Raw genomic sequence first — 15,065 nt, 5'->3', positions numbered from 1 at the left:
GGGTTGTCGCCCGCGCGATGTGATTCATCCTGTCGCATCCGGCGGGCGTCCGTGCAGGCGTCGGCTGTCACTGTCCCGCCGTCCCGAAAGCCGCTTGTGCAGAAGGGTTGACCACGACGTGGGCAGCACACCGGGTTCGTCGAGCAGTCGCCGAATGGCAGGCGCGTCCCCGCGGTCGATGTTGAGTACGCGGTGAACCTCGGCGACTGTGATGCCATGCTTGGGAGCATGTTGCAGGACGAGGCTGTCGCCAGCTGAAATACGGCCAGGCACAAGCACTCTCAGGTAGAAGCCGGTCCGTCCCGTGCGCTGGGTCGCCACTGCGAGGTCGTCGATGCCGTGGAAGGCTGCGAGTTTGAAGCACGGGCGCCGGGGCTGGCTCACCTGTACCGTCACACTTCCGATATCGAACACCGAGCCGATCAGGGCATCGGTTTCGAGTAGCCCGGTGATGGTGAGGTTCTCACCGAAGGCGGGGAGCCCGAGCGTCCCGAGCGCGTCGCCCCAGGCTTCGTAATGCTCGTTGGGGTAGACCAAAATCGCTTTGTCCGGTCCGCCGTGGTTTCTTCGGTCACCTTGTTCGTCACCAACCACGCCACGTTTGCCCACGGTGACCGGGCCCGATACCGGCACCTTGGCGATCGCGGACGGGACACCACGTCCATGCCATCGCAATGACTGCACGCTGCCGACCGACACGTAGAGCACGCGTGGCTCCGTCATCGCGCACTCTCCGCCACCAGGTCGGCGATGACGGCGTTGAACCGGTGCGGTTGCTCCCAGTTCAGCAAATGTGTTGCATTCCTCCAGGTTTCGAACCTCTCAAGCGATCCGGCACAGCGCAGGGCCTCGGCGAGTGGAACCGCGAGCCGGGGAGGCGTGAGCCGATCGCGACCTCCGACGAGAACGGCGACAGGGACCGCCATCACCGACAGGCCCCGAGCCACGTCCAGGTTCTCCAGACAGCGTCCGACCTTTTCCCTCGTACGCCGATCGGTGTCACGCAAGATCTCGCCGAGGAAGGCAAGTTGCGCCCGGGTCGCTCCAGGGAACAGCGCACCGGCGGCCACCATGCCGGATCGCATCAACAGGTCACCGCCGGGCCGGTGGATGGCACTGAACGCCAGCCACGCCATCTCGTATTGGACGCGCCGAAGGAACGTGACCGGACTGGCCAGACGGACAGGACCTTTCGTCACCGGTGAGGTTGCCGCCGTACCGGCGAGCACGATCGACCTCGCGTAGCTCCCGACCTCGGCCGGGTACTGCGTGGCCCAGCTCATCACCGACATCCCGCCCATGCTGTGTCCGACGACAACAGCTTTCCGGCTGCCGGCGACGGTGTGCTCGAGCACTGCCGACAGGTCTTGCCCGAGGTGATCGTTGATCATCGACCCGCTGCCGAGTTCAGATCGGCCGTGCCCGCGCTGGTCATAGGTGATCACCCGGAATCGATCGGCCAGACCATTGACCTGCGGATGCCAATAGCGCGCACTGACGGCGAAACCGTGCACGAGCACCACCGGATCGCCGTCGACCGGACCATATTCGTACGTGGCAATCGAAGCGCCCCCTGGGCGGTCGATGACGGTGTGCCGCATGTCGATCTGCGGGGCCTGCATCAACGGCTGCCCCCGAGACATCAGCCGGCCGTTCGATCCAGCAGGTCGGTCAGCAGTGCGTTGTAGCCCACCGAGTTCTCGATACTGCTCATGTGCCCGATCCCCGGCCACACCACCAGGTCGTCGAGATGGCCGTGGCCGCGGAGCGCGGTGGCCATCGCTTCGGCATGGACGGCCGGGGTGAGTTTGTCGTCGGCGCCGACCACCACGAGCGTCGGCACCACCAGCGCGTCCAGACCACCCGATACGTCCAGGTTGACCAGTGCATTGCCCCACTTGCCCCGCGACCGTCCCGGACAGGCTGCCACCATCTCGTCGCAGAAGTCGACATGCGATCCACGTGAGGTCGTATTCAGCGCGATGTACTGGGTGACCTTGCGCGACACCTTGGTTCGCGGCAGGTGAATGGTGGCGCCGGCGACGAGACGACTCGTCAAATACTCGATCGGCGAGAGTGCGTCAGGCAAGTCGAGCGGAATGAGACCGAGATTGGGCAGCAGATGCTCGGCGCAGGTGGAGGTCAGCACCACCGCGCGTGCCACCTCGGGTACGCTGCCCGGAAACTGCTCGGCCCACGACAGAATCGTCATGCCACCCATGCTGTGTCCGGCTATCAGCGCTTTACGGCCTTGCGGGACAACCGCACTGAGCACAGCCTGCAGATCCTGCCCCAGGAGTTCAGCGGTCAGCTTCGAGGTTCCGCGCGGCGAACTGCCATGCCCGCGCTGGTCGTAGGCGACCACGCGGTATCGGTCGGAGAAGGCGTTGATCTGCGGGTACCAGTACTGGGTGCTACAGGTCCAGCCATGCACGAGCACCAGCAACTCACCATCGGGCGGCCCGTAGGCGAGCACGTTGAGTTCGGTACCGTCCCCGGCCCGAACGGGTATCCGGTCGGGTTGCGCAGTGGGTGTGGCCAGGAGCGGATCCGGCTGGTCCTCAATGGGATCCGGCGCCAGCAGCGCTGCGCGAACGATCGATCCCAGGAACGTTCCGGTGATCGCAGCACCGGCCGCTATCACACCGCCCCCGACTATCGCGCCCCCGAGCGCGATCTTCTTTCCGTTCACGCGTACCCCCTCATGCCTGTCTAGTGACTTTCCACATCGCCTGTGGCGACCGGCTTTTCATCGTCAGAGGCCATCATCAGCTCGGCACCGCGATCAAGAGCCTTGGAGATCTCGGCATCCATGGCTTTGCTGAAGGCGACTTCGACGATGTCGTGCGCCATCGGGCGAACGGTCTGCACCAACTCGGCGAGCCGGATCACCTCGCTCTCCTCGAGTTCGAAGGGTTCTCCTTCGACGAGGTATTTGTCGGTGACGATCGAGACGAAGCTCGCGGCGATGTCCTGCAGGTCATCCTGGACGCGTTCCCAGCGGTCGAGCAGGACTTCCAGGTCGATCCCGGCTTTGACGAGGACCTCGGCGCCGGCCAGGACCTCCGGGTTGGTGACGGCATATCCGGCACCTTCTTTGACCAGCAGACCCAGACGCTGTCCGAGCGCGATGCTGCTGTCGGTGGCACCGAGACCCTTGCGCAGTTCCGAGATCGTGATCGTGGCGACGCGGCGAAAGTTCTTCCAGCGGCTGCCACGTTTGGGCTCGCCTTCGAGTACGTGCTCGACCTTGAGCCCATATCGCGCCGCCATCAGCAATTCGCTGATGGTCGCAAACGTGTAGCCCCGCTCGAGCATCTGCGAGATCATCTTCAGACGGCTCAGGTGCTCGGAGGAGTACCACCCCGTGCGTCCCTTGATCTTCGGCGGAGGCAACAGTCCGCGATCCTGATACACCCTGATGTTGCGAACGCTGACGCCGGAGACATCCGCGAGCTCATTGATCCGGTATTCAGCCATCTGCTCATTCTAGGTCGACCACCAGCGGTTCTTGGCGATGGGACCAGCGTGCTATATGACACCCGGCATTGTCAAGGTTTGGCGTCCCAGGGTCTCGACGACGTCGACCCCGCGACGACGGCGCCGATCAGACCTTTCGGAACCACGACTTGTTCTGGATCGAATCGACCCGCGGCCGAACATCCACGATGTACACCAGCGTCGCGACCACACCGACGATCCCCAAGATGCCGATGGCACCGAACAGCCAGATGAACACCGTTGCAGCAGCCAGTATCGACACCCAGATCACCTTGCTCTGGCGATCGACCGCCGGAAACGCATCCGGCCGCTGGAGCGCGGCATGCACCAGCGAAACCGCCGCCGCGATGCCGGCCACAACCGTCAGAGCGAGAAGGACAAAGCTCTGCGCGTAACCCATGAAAGATAGAATGTCCACAAGTTCACCTTACTGTCCAATTCACCTGACGGTGGCGCCGTTGCATCACAGCGCCGGTTTGAAACTCGTAGCCCGACCTGGCGGAGTCCCCTACTTCGGCGGAGCCTTCTTGGCCGGAGCCTTCTTCGCGGGGGCCGCTTTCTTGGCCGGAGCCTTCTTCGCGGGGGCCTTCGCGGCCGGAGCCTTGGCCTCGGCGATCTTCTTGGCCGGGGAGTCGCTTGCGGTCCGCGCCTTCGCCTCCACGGTCCCGGCTGCGCCGGCGATCTGTTCGGCAGCCTCCTCGGAGGTGTCCTCGATCTTCTCCGAAGCCTCGTCGATCTTGGTCGAGGCGATGCCCGCGAGCTTGGCCGCACGCTGCCCGACGGCCCGCGTCTGCGACGAGATGGTGCCGAGGGTGTCCTCGGTCAGGTCGACGGCGTCGCCGTACGCCTTCTCGACGCGGCTGAGCTGCTCGTCGACGGCGGGGGTGGCACGCAGGCGCTCCACGGTCTCTTCGCCACGCTCGGCCAGCGAGTTGTAGATGTTGGTCGCGACCTCGATGTAGGCCTCGGCGACCTTGCGTAGTTCTTCGGCGGTGAACTTCGAACGCAGTTCATCAATATTCGACGGAACCTCTTCCGGCAGAGCCGAAATCCGCTCACGAGTCTCTTCCAGACGGCTCTGCGCGGTGGTGCGGGTTTCTTCGAATCGAGCCTGCGCTGTCCCCGTTGCGGTCTCGGTGCGTTCACGCAACTGCGTGATCACATCATTCACCTGCTTCAGTGCCAGATCTCCGGCACCGACAGCGGCGTACAGCGGGTTTGCGAGATTGCGGTCAGCTTTGGTCATCATGTCCCTCCAGCGTGGACTTTGAAGTGTTTTGTGTTGTGCCACTTTCGACCTCGGCCCGGTTCTCTTTACAGAACGACTCGTAGATCTCGAGCAACACTTGCTTTTGGCGTTCGCTGATGACGGTGTCGGCCATCAACGCGTCGCGCACCGGGCTCGCAGGACGCTCTTCGAGAATCCCGGCCCGCACATAGAGCACTTCCGCCGACACGCGTAGGCCCTTGGCGATCTGGGCCAGCACGTCGGCCGAAGGCTTGCGCAACCCTCGTTCGATTTGACTGAGGTACGGATTGCTCACCCCTGCGCGCTCGGCGAGCTGGCGTAGTGACACCTCGGCGGCAATCCGCTGAGACCTGATGAAGCTGCCGATGTCTTGGGCTGCAGTGGCAACGTTGGCACTGATGTCCTGGGCCGCGTTTGCAGCGGCCGCCACCGGCCCGTCTTCTGGATCAGTTGGCATTGGAACCATCGGTGACTCCTTCAGGTTTCGAGACCCATAGTGCCACTTCTGCTAGCAATTGCAAGCAATGTGCTAATTCGTGACGAAGGCCACAAACAACCTGTCCTTTTTAGGTGGTTTGTTCAGTGGAAAAGCAGCACGGACACGGTGTATATCGCCAGCCCGGCCAGCGCACCGACAACGGTGCCGTTGATGCGGATGAACTGGAGATCGCGTCCGACCTGCAGTTCGATCTTGTTGCTGGTGTCGTCGGCGTCCCACCCACGGACGGTCTCGGTGATGACCGAGATGATCTCCTGCGAGTAGTTCTCCGACACGTGTCGCGCCACCCGCACCATCAGCAGGTTCATCTTGTCCTGCAGTTCGTGGTCATCCCGGATCCGCACGGCGATTCCGATGACCGAATCGGTCAGGGTCTTGCGCAGGGTTCCGTTCGGGTCGGCGAGCAGTTGTTCGATCAGGGCCTTGCCCGCATTCCAGGCCGTCGAGGCCGCACCGGTCACCTCGTCGCGCTCGAGCATCTCCGACTTGATCGCCTCGAGCCGCGCGATCGTCGCCGGGTCATGCTGGAGGTCGTCGGCGAGTTGCACCATCATCGTCGTCATGGCAGTCCGCACCTGATGGTGCGGGTCGGTCTTGACCTTGAACGAGAACTCGACCAGCTCTCGGTAGATCCGATCTCCCACAAAGTGATTGACGAACTTGGGCGCCCACGCGGGCCCGTCCTTGTCGATCACGCGGTCGATCAGCTCCTCACTACCGAGGGCAAAGTCATGCGCACGATCGCAGACGAGCTGGATCACCGGTTCGAGCCGGTTCTCGGCGATGAGTTGTTCGAGTACGCGCCCGGCCGGGGGACCCCATTCCGGTTCGGCAACCCACTTCATCCCCGCCAGGATCAGCTGTTCGATGTCTTCGTCATCGAGCATCTCTGCGGCAAACGCGATCCCGCGCGCGGCCTCCGCGCCGACACGCGGCGCATTCTTCGGATCGGCGAGCCACGACGACACCCGTTTCGGCAGGGCCAGCTGGGCGACCTTGTCCTCGATCACGTCCGGTGTCATGAAGTTCTCTTCGATGAACTCCCCCAACTGATCGCCGATCTGATCCTTCTTCTTACGGATCAGTGCGGTGTGCGGGATCGGAATGCCCAACGGGTGCTTGAACAATGCCGTGACAGCAAACCAGTCGGCGAGCGCACCGACCATGCCAGCCTCGGACGCCGCCCGCACATAGCCGACCCAGGCAGCGACGTTCTCTCCGTCGCGATCTTCGAGCCAGCGGCAGAAGAAGTAGATCACCGCCGCGAGCAGCAGAAATCCGGTCGCGACCATCTTCATCCGTCGCAATGCGGCCTTACGCTGCGCGTCAGCACCCCCGATCCCGGCGATGTTCCGCTTGGGTGCGGAAGGCACTGCCGGTGGCGCCTGTGTCGTTTGCATTCAACCAGTGTTACCGAATGTCGAGATTTCAAGCGGGTTGGCGTGAGCGACCCTGCTCTCAATGCACTGCCCGCGTGCCGGGGAACATAAGGTGAACGGGCAACTACCGGCAACGAAGAAGAGACTTGTGTGATGTGCCCTCGACCGAATCCGGCAGCAGCCGCGCGCGCTGCGGTCGCAGCCGCTGCGACGGCAGCCGCCAAGGGCGCGTCGCTGCCCAAGGCCATCCGCGGCCAGGTCGGCATCGACGAGGTCAAGACAGACGGTCGAAAGCGTCGCTGGGAGGGCCACAAGGAGGCCCGCCGCACCGAACTGGTCGACGGCACGCTCGCCGCGGTCCGGGCACTCGGGCCAGACGCCGGTATGGACGAGATCGCCGCCGAGATCGGTGTCTCGAAGACCGTCCTCTACCGATACTTCAGCGACAAGGGCGACCTGACCACTGCCGCGATGATGCGTTTCATCGAGACGGTGCTGGTCCCTCGGCTGAGCAGTGCGATCAACGAGGACCTCGAAGAGTTCGACCTCACCCGGATGGTCATTTCCGTCTATGTCCAGACCGTCGCCGATGAACCGCAGATCTACTCGTTTGTGACGGCGGGTGGTTCGGGCGCGCAGGTTCTTGCCGACTCGCAGAAGCTCGTGGCGCAGATGCTCGCATTCGTGATGATCAACCGAATGGTCGATCAGGGATCCGAGACCGCAGGCGTGGAAACGTGGGCCTACAGCCTGGTTGGCGCGATCCAGCTCGCGGTGCACTGGTGGATGGTCGAACAGCGGCTCGGCAAAGAAGAGCTGATCAACTACCTGACGATGCTGGTCTGGTCGGCGATCTCCGGGATCGCGGCGGCCGGCGGCTCCAGCGAGTATTTCAACGCGCAAGAACATCCCCTCCCCGAGGCGCCTTCACCGATAGATTGACGCCCATGGGCGAGGACAAGGCAGCGGCTCCGGTCGCACTGGTGACCGGGGCGAGCCGCGGGGTCGGCAAAGGAGTGGCGACCGCACTGGGTGCGGCCGGCTGGACGGTCTACGTAACCGCGCGTGGGGGCACCGGGCCCGAGGATCCGCTGGGCCAGACCGTTGCCGCCATCAACGACGCCGGTGGCTCCGGGTTCGGCGTGCGTTGTGACCACACCGACGACGCGGCGGTGGCTTCCCTGTTCGAGACGATCTCGGCCGAACAAGGTCGGCTTGACCTCCTCGTCAACAACGCTTGGGCTGCACCAAAGGGTTTCGGTGGTTTCAGTGACAAGTTCTGGGAACGACCGGTCAGCGACTGGGACACCCTGATCACCGTCGGCCTTCGAGCGCACTACGTGGCGTGTGTCCACGCGGCGCAGCTCATGGTGCCGCAAGGGCAGGGGCTGATGGTCAACATTTCCTCGTTCGGAACCCGCGGCCACCTGCATTCGGTGCTCTATGGGATGAGCAAGGCCGCGCTGGACAAAATGGCCTTCGACATGGGCCACGAATTGGCCGGAACCGGCGTGAGCGCAATTTCCCTGTGGCTGGGCCTGATTCAGACCGAATTGTTGCTGTCGTTCGGTATCGACGAGTTCGCCGGTTTCAAGATCAGCGAAGCCGAACACCCCGAGTTCGTCGGACGTGTGATCGATCGGCTCTGGCACGACCCGGATCTGCGAACCCACAACGGGCACACACTGGTGACCGCCGAACTCGGCGCCGACTACGGATTGTCGAACAACGACAGCGTCGTGCCGAAATCACACCGGGCCCCATTCGGCGGCGGCCCGCTGTTCCCACCCGCTCACTGACCCCCACCCCACCCAGCCACGAAGATTCGCGCCACTTGCCTGCGTTCGCGCCAGTTGCAACGGGCGCGAACGCAGGCAAGTGGCGCGAATTTTCGGTGGGCAACCCAGCTCCCGCTGTAATGGGATCGTATCAATTTCAACGAATTTCCATAACAGGTCAATTGACCTCCTTCAAGCCCCAGTTAATGGACACCTAAATGCACCAACGAGGATCGGTATTGCTCAATTTGTTCAGAACAGCAAACCTCAAAGGGCAGCTTTTCGCTACCAAAATACGGACGTACAGCCTGCTCAAAGCTGGTCTGGCGCACTGTTTCTCAAAACCATTAGCGGATCTCACCGATTAACATACCGATGATTCCCAGATTTAGAACCCTTGCTAAATGTCGAATAATTCAAGGACATCACCGTTTGCATTCACGCATACGACAGTTGTTAAGTTGACGTGACACCAACGCAACAAACCAACCTTCTGGGGGTCGATTCACAGCTATGAACCGCACTTTTGTTCGCGCCACCACCGCTGCCGCCGCAGTCAGCGCCGCCGCTCTGTTCTTTCCCGCCGTGGCCTCCGCCGCGCCGGTGACGGGCTCCAACTGCTCGACCGTATCCACCGGAACCGACGCCAACGGCTGGGGTAACCCGTTCCCGGAAGAAGCCGGCGCCGCGTACAGCGACACCACGGCTATCGATGCAGACGGTTCACTTGTGCTGGCCACCGAGCCGTCCTCGGCACGGAAGGCGTGGTATCACCCCGCGGGTGAACTGAAGGCCTCGGACATCGGCGGGTCCCTGACGTTCAAGCAGACCGCAGGCAATGCCAACTGGCAGATCCGGGTCACCGGCGCGGACACACAAGACGCTCCCGAGTCCGAGAACGGGTTCGCCACCTTTGCCTGGGCGAGCCCCGGCACCGCCGGCGACCAGGATGCCACCGACGCAACGAACTGGTGGTCGACCCGGAATCTGCCCGGTATTCCCAAGGGCACCCCGTCGACACTCGATGCATTGATCGCGGCCGCCGGCGACGCAACTGTCGTCACGAATTATGGGGTCTCCGCACAACCGGCCACTCCCGGCGAAACCGTATACGTCGACTCGGTGTCGTTCAACGGTTGCACCACGAACTTCAAGGCCACCGGCCCTGCGGGCGGCGACAGCAGCGGCTCACTCGGCGGTCTCGGATTGGGCAACCTGATCCCCGGACTGTTCCCGTAACCTCTGCGCACGTACAGCAACATCTTCCAGGAGTGCCCTTCCCATCATGGGGAGGGCACTTCTCGTCGCGGTGTCTCAATCTGCGACGACAGTGCCCACTCCCGGCGATACCTGCCAGATCTCGGCCCGCACCACTAGCATTTTGGGAGGTGCACCCGTAGTCGACATTTGTGGAGGGCGAAGTGATTTTCATCGTGGTGAAGTTTCAGGTGAAGCCCGAGTGGACCGAGAAGTGGCTCGATCTGGTCGGTCCGTTCACCCAGGCAACGCGGAATGAGCCCGGCAACAAGTGGTTCGAGTGGTCGCGCAGCGTCGATGATCCCAGCGAGTTCGTGCTGGTGGAAGCATTCGACGACGATGCGGCCGGCGCCCACGTGAACAGCGACCATTTCAAGAAGGCCACGCAGCAGGAGATGCCGCAGGCCCTGATGGCCACACCCAGGATCGTCAGTCAGCAGATCGAGGCCGACGGTTGGTCAGAGATGGGCGAGATCACGATCGACTGACGTTCCCATCCAAACGGATCAAGAGGTGCCGGCGGCCTGTGCCTGCCGGGCCTCGACCCGGCGCCGTTCGCGCCGGGTCGCGGCGACCATGTTGCGCAACGCCGGCTCCAGTTGCCAGTAGTGCCTGGTCTTGAGGCCGCCATCCGGATTCACCCAGAGCCGATCGGGATCGATGGCCTGTGCTGCTCGCTGGATCCGTTCGTCGATCTCGTCGATGTCCGGGATCGCCGCGCTGCGGCTCTCATAGACACCTGGGCCGACCTCACGTTTGATGGACGTTCCCGAGGCCACGATCTGATCCAGCACCCAGTCGATCGCCCGGGTTGCCACGATCGAGGTGACATCGGCATCGAGCGCGTCGAACGCGTCCACCACTTTCGCGATACTGGAATAGCCGATGTGCGTATGGATCTGGGTCTGCGGCTCGGCACCGCCGACCGCCAGCTTGAACGCCGCGACCGCCCAGTCGAGATACCCCTCGCGACCGCGTTCGCGCAGCGGTAACAACTCCCGGATCGACGGCTCATCGACCTGGATGATCTTGACCCCGGCCTTCTCGAGGTCGGCGATCTCATCGCGGACAGCCAGTGCCAGCTGTTCGGCGGTTTCATAGAGCGGTTGGTCCTGGCGCACAAACGATCTCGCCAACATGGTCACCGGTCCGGTGAGTATGCCCTTCACCGGCTTGTCGGTCAGGGACTGCGCATAGGTGATCCACTCGACGGTCATCGGGCCTCTACGCTTGATGTCGCCGTAGAGGATCGGCGGCCGCACACAGCGCGAACCGTAGACCTGAACCCAACCGAAATGTGTTGCGGCATAGCCGTCCATCAATTCGGCAAAGTACTGGATCATGTCGTTGCGCTCGGCCTCACCGTGCACAAGGACATCGAGGCCGATGTCCTCCTGCAGGTCGATGACGCGTTTGATCTCGTCGAGCAGCAGCTGCTTGTACTCGCCCCAGGCCACTCGTCCCTGGCCGTAGTCGTAGCGGGCCTGCCGGATCTCTGCGGTCTGCGGAAACGATCCCAGCGTCGTGGTCGGGATCAGCGGAAGTCCGATGGCCTGTTGCTGGGCTGCCCGGCGGACATCGTAGGGCGCCCGCTCGCGCTGATCCGGGCGGATCGCCGCAACCCGTTGGCGCACATCATGCTTGAGCTTGAAGTGCACCGACGTCGGCCGGTTGTACCAGCGTTCCGGTGCACCGTGGGTGACCGCCTTGGCCAGCGCCACCACCTCACCGACCTTCTGCTTCGCGAAGGACAACCGGTCGGCAACGTCACCGGGGATGTCATATTCGATGAGCAGGTCGACGGGGACGTGCATCAAACTGCACGAGGTCGACACGACCACGTCCGGGATCACCGCTTTGATGGCCAACAGGTAGTCGAGTGCCTGTGCTTTGTCGGCCTTCCACACATTCCGTCCGTTGATCACACCCGCGTACAGGCGCTTGCGCTTCAGACCCGGGATTTTGCCCAGAGCGGCGGCGCTGATCGGCTCCGACACCAGATCCAGACCGATGGCCTCGGCCTTCGTCGCCGCCAGGATCGGCAGGGCCGCACCGAGATCGCCGTACTGGCCGGTGACCAGCAGACGCGGTCGCTGGCTCACCGCGGACAGCGCGTTGTACACGGTCCCCAGCAGTGCCAGCTCTTCCTCGGAGCGGTCACCGGTGAAAGCGGGCTCGTCGAGCTGGACACATTTAGCGCCCTGCGCGGCCAGGTCCTTGAACAACTTCAGATAGACCGGGAGCAGCTCCTCGATCTTGTCGATCGGCGAGAAACCCTCGGGCGCATCAGGGCCAGCCTTCGACAGCAGCAGCAGCGAGATGGGTCCGAGGACCACCGGCCGCAGTTCGATGCCGTATTCCTTGGCCCGCTTGTGCTCGGCCAGCAACGATTCGGCGTGCAGCGAGAACTCGGTGTCGGCGCTGATCTCGGGCTGGCGGTAGTGGTAGTTGGTTCCGAAGAACTTCACCAGTTCCAGCGGCGGAATATCCGGTTTGCCCCGGGCCATCGTGAAATAGAAGTCCAACGGATGCAGCTCGCCGGCCAGCGGCTTGAACCGATCGGGGACGGCACCGAACATGAGCGCATTGTCGAGCACGTGGTCGTAGAAGGAGAAGATGTTCCCGGGGACCTGCTCGAGCCCGGTGGCCGCGAGCTCCTGCCAGATGCTGTCTTGCAACTGATGCCCGGCGACGATCAGGTCGTCCACCGAACCGCCGTTGTGCCAATGTCTTTCGAGCGCTCGTTTGAGTTCACGCCGGGCGCCGATGCGCGGATACCCCAGGATCGAGGATCCGTATTCGATCTTCTCCGCGGGGCTGGTCATGTCCGCGCCCGTTAGTTCTTGACGCCGGTCTTTGCTGCTTCGTACTGGTAGAAGCCGTGGCCGGATTTCTTGCCGAGCCGGCCGGCCTCGACCATGCGCAGCAATAGCGGCGGCGGTGAGTAGAGCGGTTCCTTGAACTCCTCGTACATCTTGTCGGCGATGGCCTTGACGGTGTCCAGGCCGACCAGGTCGGTGAGCTTGAGCGGCCCCATCGGGTGCGCGCAACCCAGGACCATGGCCTTGTCGATGTCCTCGACGGTGGCAAAGCCGCTCTCCACCATGCGGATCGCCGACAGCAGGTACGGAACCAACAGCGCGTTCACCACAAACCCGGAACGGTCGGACGACCGCACGACCTGCTTGCCGAGGATGTCGCGGGCGAACTCTTCGGCGCGGGCGGTGATCTCCGGGGCGGTCATCAACGTGGTGACCAGCTCGACCAGAGGGAGCACGGGTACCGGGTTGAAGAAGTGCATCCCGACAACGCGATGTGCGTTGGCGGTGGCCATCCCGAGCTTCATGATCGGGATGGATGAAGTGTTGGAGGCGAGCACCGCGTTGGGATCGGTGACCACCTTGTCGAGCTCTTTGAAGATCTCGGTCTTGACCGCTTCGTCCTCGACGACGGCTTCGCACACCATCTGCCGGTCGGCGAAGTCGCCGAGGTCGGAGGTGAAACGCAACCGCCAGGAAGCCTGTTCACGTTCCCGCTCGGTGAGCTTCCCGCTGCTCACACCGCGGTCGAGCGAGCGCAGGATGCGCGAGCGTCCGGCAGCGGCAAGCTCGCGAGTGGTCTCGTAGACGAGCACATCCGCATGCGCACGTGCACACACCTCAGCGATGCCCGCACCCATCTGCCCGGCACCGATGACACCAACCCGCGTGATCTTCTCGCTTGCCATGACAACTCCTTGAAAACTACGAAACCGCACTATCTTTGAACCAAAAGGAACCAACACAGAAGGCCGAGATGAGGGTAACCCTGCATGGGTACGCCCAAAAGCCTCCTAAAAACCAGCAGGCGGCCCGCAACGGTAGCTGCGGACCGCCTGACTAGTTCGTAAAGGCCCCGGAGTGGCGGTCCAGCCTAGTGGAACTGGCCTTCTTCGGTGGAGCCCTTCAGCGCAGTGGTTGAGCTGTTGGGATCAACGGTGGTGGCGATGCGGTCGAAGTAGCCGGCGCCGACCTCACGCTGGTGCTTGACTGCGGTGAAGCCGCGCTCGTCGGCTGCCTTGAACTCGCGGTTCTGCAGGTCGACGAATGCGGTCATCTGCTCGCGTGCGTAACCGTAGGCAAGGTCGAACATGCCGTAGTTGAGGGCGTGGAAGCCGGCGAGGGTGATGAACTGGAACGTGAATCCCATTGCGCCGAGCTCGTTCTGGAACTTGGCGATGGTGGAATCGTCGAGGTGCTGGCTCCAGTTGAACGACGGGCTGCAGTTGTAAGACAGCAGCTGGTCCGGGAACTCGCTCTTGACGGCTTCGGCGAACTTACGAGCCAGTTCGAGATCGGGGGTACCGGTCTCCATCCAGATCATGTCGGCGTACGGCGCGTAGGACTTTGCACGAGCGATGCACGGCTCGATGCCGTTCTTCACGTGGTAGTAGCCCTCGGCAGTGCGCTCACCGGTGACGAACGGCTGGTCGCGCTCGTCGACGTCGGAGGTGATGAGGGTGGCGGCCTCGGCGTCGGTCCGGGCGATGACCACGGTCGGCACGTTGGCAACGTCAGCGGCCAGGCGAGCCGAGCTCAGGGTGCGGATGTGCTGCTGGGTGGGGATCAGCACCTTGCCACCGAGGTGGCCACACTTCTTCTCCGAGGCGAGCTGATCTTCCCAGTGGGTTCCGGCGGCGCCGGCGGCGATCATGGCCTTCTGCAGTTCGTAGACGTTCAGTGCGCCACCGAAGCCGGCTTCGCCGTCGGCCACGATCGGCACAACCCAGTTGTCGACAGTGTTGTCACCCTCGACGTGAGCGATCTCGTCGGCGCGCAGCAGAGCGTTGTTGATGCGGCGAACAACCGAGGGAACCGAGTTCGCGGGGTACAGCGACTGGTCCGGGTAGGTGTGTCCGGACAGGTTCGCGTCACCGGCGACCTGCCAGCCGGAGAGGTACACGGCCTTCAGGCCTGCGCGAACCTGCTGCACGGCCTGGTTGCCGGTGAGAGCACCGAGCGCGTTGATGTAGCTGCCATCACCCTTGGTGACACCCTCCCAGAGGATCTCGGCGCCACGACGTGCGAGGGTCTGCTCCTCGACAACGCTGCCCTGCAACTCGACGACCGACTCAGCGGTGTAGTCGCGGGTGATGCCCTTCCAACGAGGATTGGTGTCCCAGTCCTGCTGGATCTCGGCGGCAGTCCTTGGTTTTCCGACGGTGCTCATATTCTCGCGCTCCATATTCGTTGAGCTTGTGCTGTGTGGCGGTCCGCCCGAGTTCTGATCGAGCTGAACTCGTTCGGGGCTAATTAGCAATTTCATAACCCCCGAGGGGCGTCTGCCTCACCGAGAGTGCCACAGGCAAAGCCGCAGGTCTACACCCCGCAAGTGCGAATTCAGGCCACGTTTTCACAAGGCTT

The 15,065-nt window shown here is 63.2% G+C and carries 15 protein-coding genes; 4 read left to right on the top strand and 11 right to left on the bottom strand.

Annotated features, from left to right (window positions below):
* Window positions 1-24 precede the first annotated feature (24 nt).
* The 8 genes from AC1D75_RS20435 to AC1D75_RS20400 form a co-directional block, all read right to left on the bottom strand.
* Window positions 25-723 (bottom strand): MOSC domain-containing protein, encoded by a 699-nt coding sequence (locus AC1D75_RS20435; RefSeq protein WP_495517157.1) that lies wholly within the window; start codon window positions 721-723, stop codon window positions 25-27.
* Window positions 720-1,643 (bottom strand): alpha/beta fold hydrolase, encoded by a 924-nt coding sequence (locus AC1D75_RS20430; protein WP_495517156.1) that lies wholly within the window; start codon window positions 1,641-1,643, stop codon window positions 720-722. The genes AC1D75_RS20435 and AC1D75_RS20430 overlap by 4 nt, the downstream gene beginning before the upstream one ends.
* Window positions 1,643-2,692 carry an alpha/beta fold hydrolase gene (locus AC1D75_RS20425; protein WP_495517155.1) on the bottom strand — a complete coding sequence of 350 codons (1,050 nt, stop codon included), beginning with the start codon at window positions 2,690-2,692 and terminating at the stop codon, window positions 1,643-1,645. Before AC1D75_RS20425 ends, AC1D75_RS20430 begins: the two co-directional genes overlap by 1 nt.
* 20 nt (window positions 2,693-2,712) lie before the next feature.
* Complete coding sequence (locus AC1D75_RS20420) at window positions 2,713-3,480, bottom strand: MerR family transcriptional regulator (protein ID WP_495517154.1); 768 nt, start codon at window positions 3,478-3,480, stop codon at window positions 2,713-2,715.
* A gap of 127 nt (window positions 3,481-3,607) precedes the next feature.
* Window positions 3,608-3,901, bottom strand: a complete 294-nt coding sequence (locus AC1D75_RS20415; protein ID WP_495517665.1) for a DUF2516 family protein — start codon at window positions 3,899-3,901, stop codon at window positions 3,608-3,610.
* 108 nt (window positions 3,902-4,009) lie between these two features.
* Entirely contained in the window at window positions 4,010-4,747 is a 738-nt protein-coding gene (locus tag AC1D75_RS20410; RefSeq protein WP_495517664.1) for a heparin-binding hemagglutinin, read from the bottom strand.
* A complete protein-coding gene (locus tag AC1D75_RS20405; RefSeq protein WP_495517663.1) occupies window positions 4,734-5,207 on the bottom strand; it encodes a helix-turn-helix domain-containing protein in 474 nt (157 codons plus the stop codon). Before AC1D75_RS20405 ends, AC1D75_RS20410 begins: the two co-directional genes overlap by 14 nt.
* Window positions 5,208-5,329: 122 nt before the next feature.
* Window positions 5,330-6,649 (bottom strand): DUF445 domain-containing protein, encoded by a 1,320-nt coding sequence (locus AC1D75_RS20400; RefSeq protein WP_495517153.1) that lies wholly within the window; start codon window positions 6,647-6,649, stop codon window positions 5,330-5,332.
* Between the two features lie 132 nt (window positions 6,650-6,781).
* Here AC1D75_RS20400 and AC1D75_RS20395 point away from each other — a divergent pair, with 132 nt between their 5' ends.
* From AC1D75_RS20395 to AC1D75_RS20380, 4 genes are all read left to right on the top strand, one after another.
* Window positions 6,782-7,570, top strand: a complete 789-nt coding sequence (locus AC1D75_RS20395; RefSeq protein WP_495517152.1) for a TetR/AcrR family transcriptional regulator — start codon at window positions 6,782-6,784, stop codon at window positions 7,568-7,570.
* Window positions 7,571-7,575: 5 nt separating this feature from the next.
* Window positions 7,576-8,427, top strand: a complete 852-nt coding sequence (locus AC1D75_RS20390; protein ID WP_495517151.1) for an SDR family NAD(P)-dependent oxidoreductase — start codon at window positions 7,576-7,578, stop codon at window positions 8,425-8,427.
* Between the two features lie 492 nt (window positions 8,428-8,919).
* A complete protein-coding gene (locus tag AC1D75_RS20385; protein ID WP_495517150.1) occupies window positions 8,920-9,645 on the top strand; it encodes a hypothetical protein in 726 nt (241 codons plus the stop codon).
* 182 nt (window positions 9,646-9,827) lie between these two features.
* Window positions 9,828-10,151, top strand: coding sequence for a putative quinol monooxygenase (locus AC1D75_RS20380; protein ID WP_495517149.1), 324 nt, complete (start codon window positions 9,828-9,830; stop codon window positions 10,149-10,151).
* 18 nt (window positions 10,152-10,169) lie between these two features.
* On the opposite strand, the gene metE is transcribed toward AC1D75_RS20380, so the two are convergent.
* The 3 genes from metE to aceA all read right to left on the bottom strand — a co-directional run bounded on the left by metE (window position 10,170) and on the right by aceA (window position 14,871).
* Window positions 10,170-12,488, bottom strand: coding sequence for a 5-methyltetrahydropteroyltriglutamate--homocysteine S-methyltransferase (gene metE / locus AC1D75_RS20375; RefSeq protein WP_495517148.1), 2,319 nt, complete (start codon window positions 12,486-12,488; stop codon window positions 10,170-10,172).
* Window positions 12,489-12,499: 11 nt separating this feature from the next.
* Window positions 12,500-13,390: a 3-hydroxybutyryl-CoA dehydrogenase gene (locus tag AC1D75_RS20370; protein ID WP_495517147.1), complete on the bottom strand. Its 891-nt coding sequence runs from the start codon at window positions 13,388-13,390 to the stop codon at window positions 12,500-12,502.
* A gap of 185 nt (window positions 13,391-13,575) precedes the next feature.
* Entirely contained in the window at window positions 13,576-14,871 is a 1,296-nt protein-coding gene (gene aceA / locus AC1D75_RS20365; protein WP_495517146.1) for an isocitrate lyase, read from the bottom strand.
* Window positions 14,872-15,065 lie beyond the last annotated feature (194 nt).

The organism is Williamsia sp. Y712, assembly GCF_059445525.1.
The sequence above is the reverse complement of the archived record's forward strand: the minus strand, read 5'-3'. Positions and strand labels throughout refer to the sequence as shown.

What these genes read in the sequence shown, in the direction of transcription:
- AC1D75_RS20395 (WP_495517152.1), top strand. Translation starts at nt 6,782, where the DNA reads ATGTGCCCTCGACCGAATCCGGCAGCAGCCGCGCGCGCTGCGGTCGCA.
- aceA (WP_495517146.1), bottom strand. Translation starts at nt 14,871, where the DNA reads ATGAGCACCGTCGGAAAACCAAGGACTGCCGCCGAGATCCAGCAGGAC.
- AC1D75_RS20415 (WP_495517665.1), bottom strand. Translation starts at nt 3,901, where the DNA reads ATGGGTTACGCGCAGAGCTTTGTCCTTCTCGCTCTGACGGTTGTGGCC.
- AC1D75_RS20385 (WP_495517150.1), top strand. Translation starts at nt 8,920, where the DNA reads ATGAACCGCACTTTTGTTCGCGCCACCACCGCTGCCGCCGCAGTCAGC.
- AC1D75_RS20390 (WP_495517151.1), top strand. Translation starts at nt 7,576, where the DNA reads ATGGGCGAGGACAAGGCAGCGGCTCCGGTCGCACTGGTGACCGGGGCG.
- AC1D75_RS20420 (WP_495517154.1), bottom strand. Translation starts at nt 3,480, where the DNA reads ATGGCTGAATACCGGATCAATGAGCTCGCGGATGTCTCCGGCGTCAGC.
- AC1D75_RS20400 (WP_495517153.1), bottom strand. Translation starts at nt 6,649, where the DNA reads ATGCAAACGACACAGGCGCCACCGGCAGTGCCTTCCGCACCCAAGCGG.
- AC1D75_RS20435 (WP_495517157.1), bottom strand. Translation starts at nt 723, where the DNA reads ATGACGGAGCCACGCGTGCTCTACGTGTCGGTCGGCAGCGTGCAGTCA.
- AC1D75_RS20405 (WP_495517663.1), bottom strand. Translation starts at nt 5,207, where the DNA reads ATGCCAACTGATCCAGAAGACGGGCCGGTGGCGGCCGCTGCAAACGCG.
- metE (WP_495517148.1), bottom strand. Translation starts at nt 12,488, where the DNA reads ATGACCAGCCCCGCGGAGAAGATCGAATACGGATCCTCGATCCTGGGG.
- AC1D75_RS20430 (WP_495517156.1), bottom strand. Translation starts at nt 1,643, where the DNA reads ATGTCTCGGGGGCAGCCGTTGATGCAGGCCCCGCAGATCGACATGCGG.
- AC1D75_RS20370 (WP_495517147.1), bottom strand. Translation starts at nt 13,390, where the DNA reads ATGGCAAGCGAGAAGATCACGCGGGTTGGTGTCATCGGTGCCGGGCAG.
- AC1D75_RS20410 (WP_495517664.1), bottom strand. Translation starts at nt 4,747, where the DNA reads ATGACCAAAGCTGACCGCAATCTCGCAAACCCGCTGTACGCCGCTGTC.